The organism is Rhodopseudomonas sp. B29 (assembly GCF_000333455.1).
Lineage (GTDB): Bacteria > Pseudomonadota > Alphaproteobacteria > Rhizobiales > Xanthobacteraceae > Rhodopseudomonas.
The window spans coordinates 1-4428 of record NZ_BADD01000323.1; the positions used below are offsets into that span (position 1 = coordinate 1).

General features: G+C 67.6%; 3 protein-coding genes and 1 pseudogene. All 4 read right to left on the reverse strand.

From position 1 onward, the window contains the following. Positions 1–1131, reverse strand: a pseudogene (locus tag I5M_RS29605) (geranylgeranyl diphosphate reductase); the annotation flags it as partial. 1 nt (position 1132) lies between these two features. Next, entirely contained in the window at positions 1133–2491 is a 1359-nt protein-coding gene (locus I5M_RS11850) for a BCD family MFS transporter (RefSeq protein ID WP_244431982.1), read from the reverse strand. A gap of 2 nt (positions 2492–2493) precedes the next feature. Continuing rightward, complete coding sequence (gene chlG, locus I5M_RS11855; RefSeq protein WP_022721601.1) at positions 2494–3387, reverse strand: chlorophyll synthase ChlG; 894 nt, start codon at positions 3385–3387, stop codon at positions 2494–2496. Between the two features lie 7 nt (positions 3388–3394). Beyond that, a partial coding sequence (gene ppsR, locus I5M_RS11860) for a transcriptional regulator PpsR (protein WP_031336120.1) occupies positions 3395–4428 on the reverse strand: 1034 nt, incomplete at its 5' end.

The following is a 4428-nucleotide window of genomic DNA, read 5'->3' on the forward strand; positions in this document are numbered from 1 at the left end:
GACAGCCGTTTGTTCATGTAGGAGTCCCAAGTCAGTTTCTGGCACGTCCTTGTCGCGGCAGATGCTGACGAACTGCTCGCGGCGCTTGTCGTTGGCGTACCAGTACCACTGCATCAGGCCGAGGATCCGGAACACCGAGCCGTTGCCGCGCATGAAGCGCTTACGGGCCAATTTCAGGGCTTTCGCGTCGGCGGTCTGCAGAAACTCCTCGACCGCTTCGGCCGCAAGCCGGCCGCCGAGCAGCGCGTAGTAGATGCCCTCGCCCGAGGCCGGCGCGACGACGCCGGCGGCATCGCCGGCGAGCAGTACGCTGTGGCCGTCGTCCCAGCGCGGCAGCGGATGCAGCGGGATCGGCGCGCCTTCCTTGCGGATGGTTTCGACCTCGTCGAGCCCGGTCGCCTTGCGCAGCTCGGCGACCGAATCGCGCAGCGAGAAGCCCTTGTGCATCGAGCCGGTGCCGACGCTGACGGTCTGGCCGTGCGGGAACACCCAGCCGTAGAAATCCGGCGAGACGTGGCCCTGATAGTACACATCGCAGCGCCGCGACTCGTAGGCTGCTCGCTGCTCGGGCGTCGGCGCCTTGATGATCTCGTGATAGGCGAACACGAACGGCACCCGATCGGCATCCTTGAGGAATTGCCGGGCGACGCCCGACACCGCGCCATCGGCGCCGATGATGGCGCGGGAGCGTACCGTGCGCTCCGCCGTCGAGCCGTCGGGCTGGCGCTCGTCGTAGTGCACGGTGTTGACGCCGGCCTCGTCGCGCGAGAAGCGCTTGAACGTGCCGGTGCGCCGCTCGGCACCGACCGTCGCGGCGCGCTGGCGCAGCCACTCGTCGAAATGCTCGCGGTCGACCATGCCGACGAAGCCGCCGTCGATCGGCATGTCGACTTCAGCATTGGCCGGCGAGATCATTCGCGCGGCGTTGATCTTCGCCACCAGCATCGAGTCGGGAATCGCAAAGTCGCGGATCGCGCGCGGCGGGATGGCGCCGCCGCACGGCTTGATGCGGCCGGCACGGTCGAGCAGCACCACACGTTTGCCGGCACGGGCAAGATCGCAGGCCGCGGTGGCGCCGGCCGGCCCGCCGCCGACCACGACAACGTCATAGATAGCGGAATTGTCACTCATCTTAGCCTCCCGCGATGGCCGCGTTGGACAGATCGACATCATCATTTCGACTTTGCGCCGGGACAGCGCGGGCACGGTGCACCCAGATCGCCATCGCAGCCGAGGCCACGAACAGACCAGCTTCCGCAGCAAACACTGCGGCGTAGGACAGAGCCGGCGCGCCCAGTATCAGCCGCGCGACGTCACTCGCCAGCGTGCCGATAAAGCCCCCGATGCCGAAAGCGATCGCCTGCGCGGCGCCCCACAGGCCCATGCGGACCCCCTCGCGATGCTCGCCGCCGGCGCCGACCAGCTCCATCATCGAGCCGATCGCAGCGACCGCATAAGCACCATTGGTGACGCCGAGCGCGAATACGGTGGCGCGTAGCGGCCAGCTCGGGCCGACGATCGCCGCCGACGACAGGCCGAGCAGCGCGATCGCCGAAGCGATGCAACCGCCGACTGTCCAGATCTGCAGATTGCCGCGCGACTTCGGAAACAGCGCGCCGAGGATCGGCACCATCGCCATGCCGATCAGTGTGCCGCCATGCTGCATGCTCGACAGCTTGGTGGTCTCACCCGGCGTGAAGCCGAACACGGCGCCGGCGAACGGCTCCAGGATCAGATCCTGGGCGCTGTAGGCCAACATCGAGACGAACACGAAGATCGCGAAGCGCCGCGCCTGTGGCTCGGCCCAGACTTCCTTGAAGGCCTGCACGAACGAGCCCTGAGGCGCCGGCTGCTCTGCGGTCACGATGGTCGTCGCGGTCGCCCTGCCCTCGATGCCGAGTACGCCGATGAAGGTGAGCGCCATCGCAATCAGCGACACGCCGCCCGAGACCTCGATCAGCCGCAGCGGCGAGAACGGATCGAGCAACTGGCCCCCGACAGCGGTGGTGACGATGAAGCCGGCGATCATCATCACCCAGACGATGGTGGCGGCCGCAGCGCGGCGCTTGTCATCGACGCGCTTGGCCAGCAACACCAGGAGCGATGTGCCGGCGGCGCCGACGCCGCCCCCGATCAGGCAGAACGCCACGATCGCCAGCGCGACGCCGAACAGAGGCTGCGTCGCCATCCAGGCGGTCGCGCAGGCGGCGAGAAAGCCACCGAGCGCCAGCACCGCCATGCCGCCGATGATCCACGGCGTGCGCCGCGCGCCGCGGTCGGAGCCGTGCCCCCACGCCGGGCGGAACACCTGCAGCGCATAATGGATCGCCACCAGCGCACCCGGCAGCATCGCCGGCAGCGCCAGCTCGACCACCATTACCCGGTTCAGCGTCGATGTAGTCAGTACCACGATCGCGCCGAGGCCGGTCTGCACCAGCCCCATGCGGACGATGCCCAGCCACGACAGAGGACGCATCGAGGATGACCGCATGATCAGGACGCTCCAAACGACGACACGGCGACGGCGCTCGCCATCATGCCGGACACATACAGCGCGACGCCGAGACCCGAGAACCAGGTGGCGCGCTCGACCGGCGCGCGCAGGAAGCGAACCATCAGTGCGAGCTGGACGGCGAGCACGAATCCGACAATCGCGGCGCCGATCGGACGGTCCCACGCCAGCAACAGCGCGATCACGATGACCTGCGGGATTGCCATCACCGCACACAGCACGCGCGCGGCGTTGTCGACGCCGAGCTTGACCGGCAGTGAGCCGACGCCGGTCTTGATATCGCCCTCGATCGATTTGAAGTCGTTCAGCGTCATGATGCCGTGGGCACCGGCGCTGTAAAGCAGCGCCAGCGTCGTGATCCACCACGGCGGCAGACCGCCGAGCATCACCGCGGCGCCGGTGAACCAGGCGAAGCCTTCGTACGTAATCGCGCAGGCGCCGTTGCCGAGCCAGCCGTTCTGCTTCAGGCGGAACGGCGGCATCGAGTACATCCAGGCCAGCACCAGGCCGAGCGCCGCGGCACCGAACACCCAGGCGCCGAGCTGGCTGGCGACCAGCAGGGATGCCGCGGTCCACAGGAACGACAGATACAGCCCCCACCGCCCCGGTATGCGACCGGACGGAATCGGCCGGTTCGGCTCGTTGATGGCGTCGACGTCGCGATCGAACCAGTCGTTGACGACCTGACTGGTGGCCACCAGCAGCGGCCCGCACAGCACGATGCCGGCGATCACCTCGATCCAGCGCGACGAGATCGGCACGCCGGACGACACCACGCCGCAGCCGAACGCCCACATCGGCGGAAACCAGGTGATCGGATGCAGCACTTCCAGGATGGCGGAAGGCGCCGGCCGCAGGGCCACGCTGTTACTCATCGGAACATTACTCATCGGCTGCCTCGCCCTCCGCGGCGTGTTCGGCGAGGCCATAGCGGCGTAGTTTGACGTAGAGGCTCTGGCGGCTGAGGCCGAGCATGTCGGCAGCCGAGGCGCGATTGTCGCCGGTCAATTCCAGCGCGGCCTCGATCGACAGCTTCTCGATCACGTCGGTGGTCTCGCGCACCAGATCGCGCAGCGGCACACGCCCGATCAGCTCGGTGAGCTGAGCCACCGAGCGCGGCAGTTCGCGCTTGCTGGTAGAGGCCGTGGTGAGCCGTTTTTCGACATTACGGATGGCGAAGCCGAAGCATGGCTTGTCGTCGGTGTCGTGCACCGCCACAGCCGAAACTTCGACCTCGGCGACGGCGCCGTATTCGCCACGCAGTACGGTGGCGAACAGGCGGATCGTGCCGTTCTGGCGCAGATTGGCGAGCGCGACGCTGAGATCGACGCCGGTGCGGCCGAGCCAGCGATCGAGCATCTCGCCCCTCGCCTGCTCGGCGCTGCCGAGCTGCGCCATTTCGATGAAGGCCAGATTGGCGCGGACCACGCGGCCGTCGAACTGGGTGATGACGAGCGCATCGGCGGCGGCTTCGAAGTACTTCATCAGCATCGACACCGCCTTGGCGGCGCCGGTCTCCTGAACGGCGGAATGCGACGCCAGCCGCACCAAGAACAACGACGCGTTCTCCTGACGGAACAGCGAGGCCGACAGATCGCATTCGCGGCCGGCATTGGCGAGCCGCACCCGAGCCCGGCCGTCGCGGCCTGTGGAGCGCACGTCGGCGAGCAGTGTCAGAACCGTCTGCTGATCGGCCGGATCGAAGAAGCCGGCGACCGGTGTGTTCAGAGTGTGGGGTGCGCTGGCGTCGAACAGCGCCAGCGTCGCCGGGTTGGCGTCGACGATCAGCTCGTTGCTCGCATCGACAATCATGACCGCCTCGGATGACACCTGAAACAGCAGCCGATACCTGGTCTCGGCATGCCGCAACCGGATGTAGTCGCGCTCCATCGACTGCTGGGCGTGATTAGCCGTGC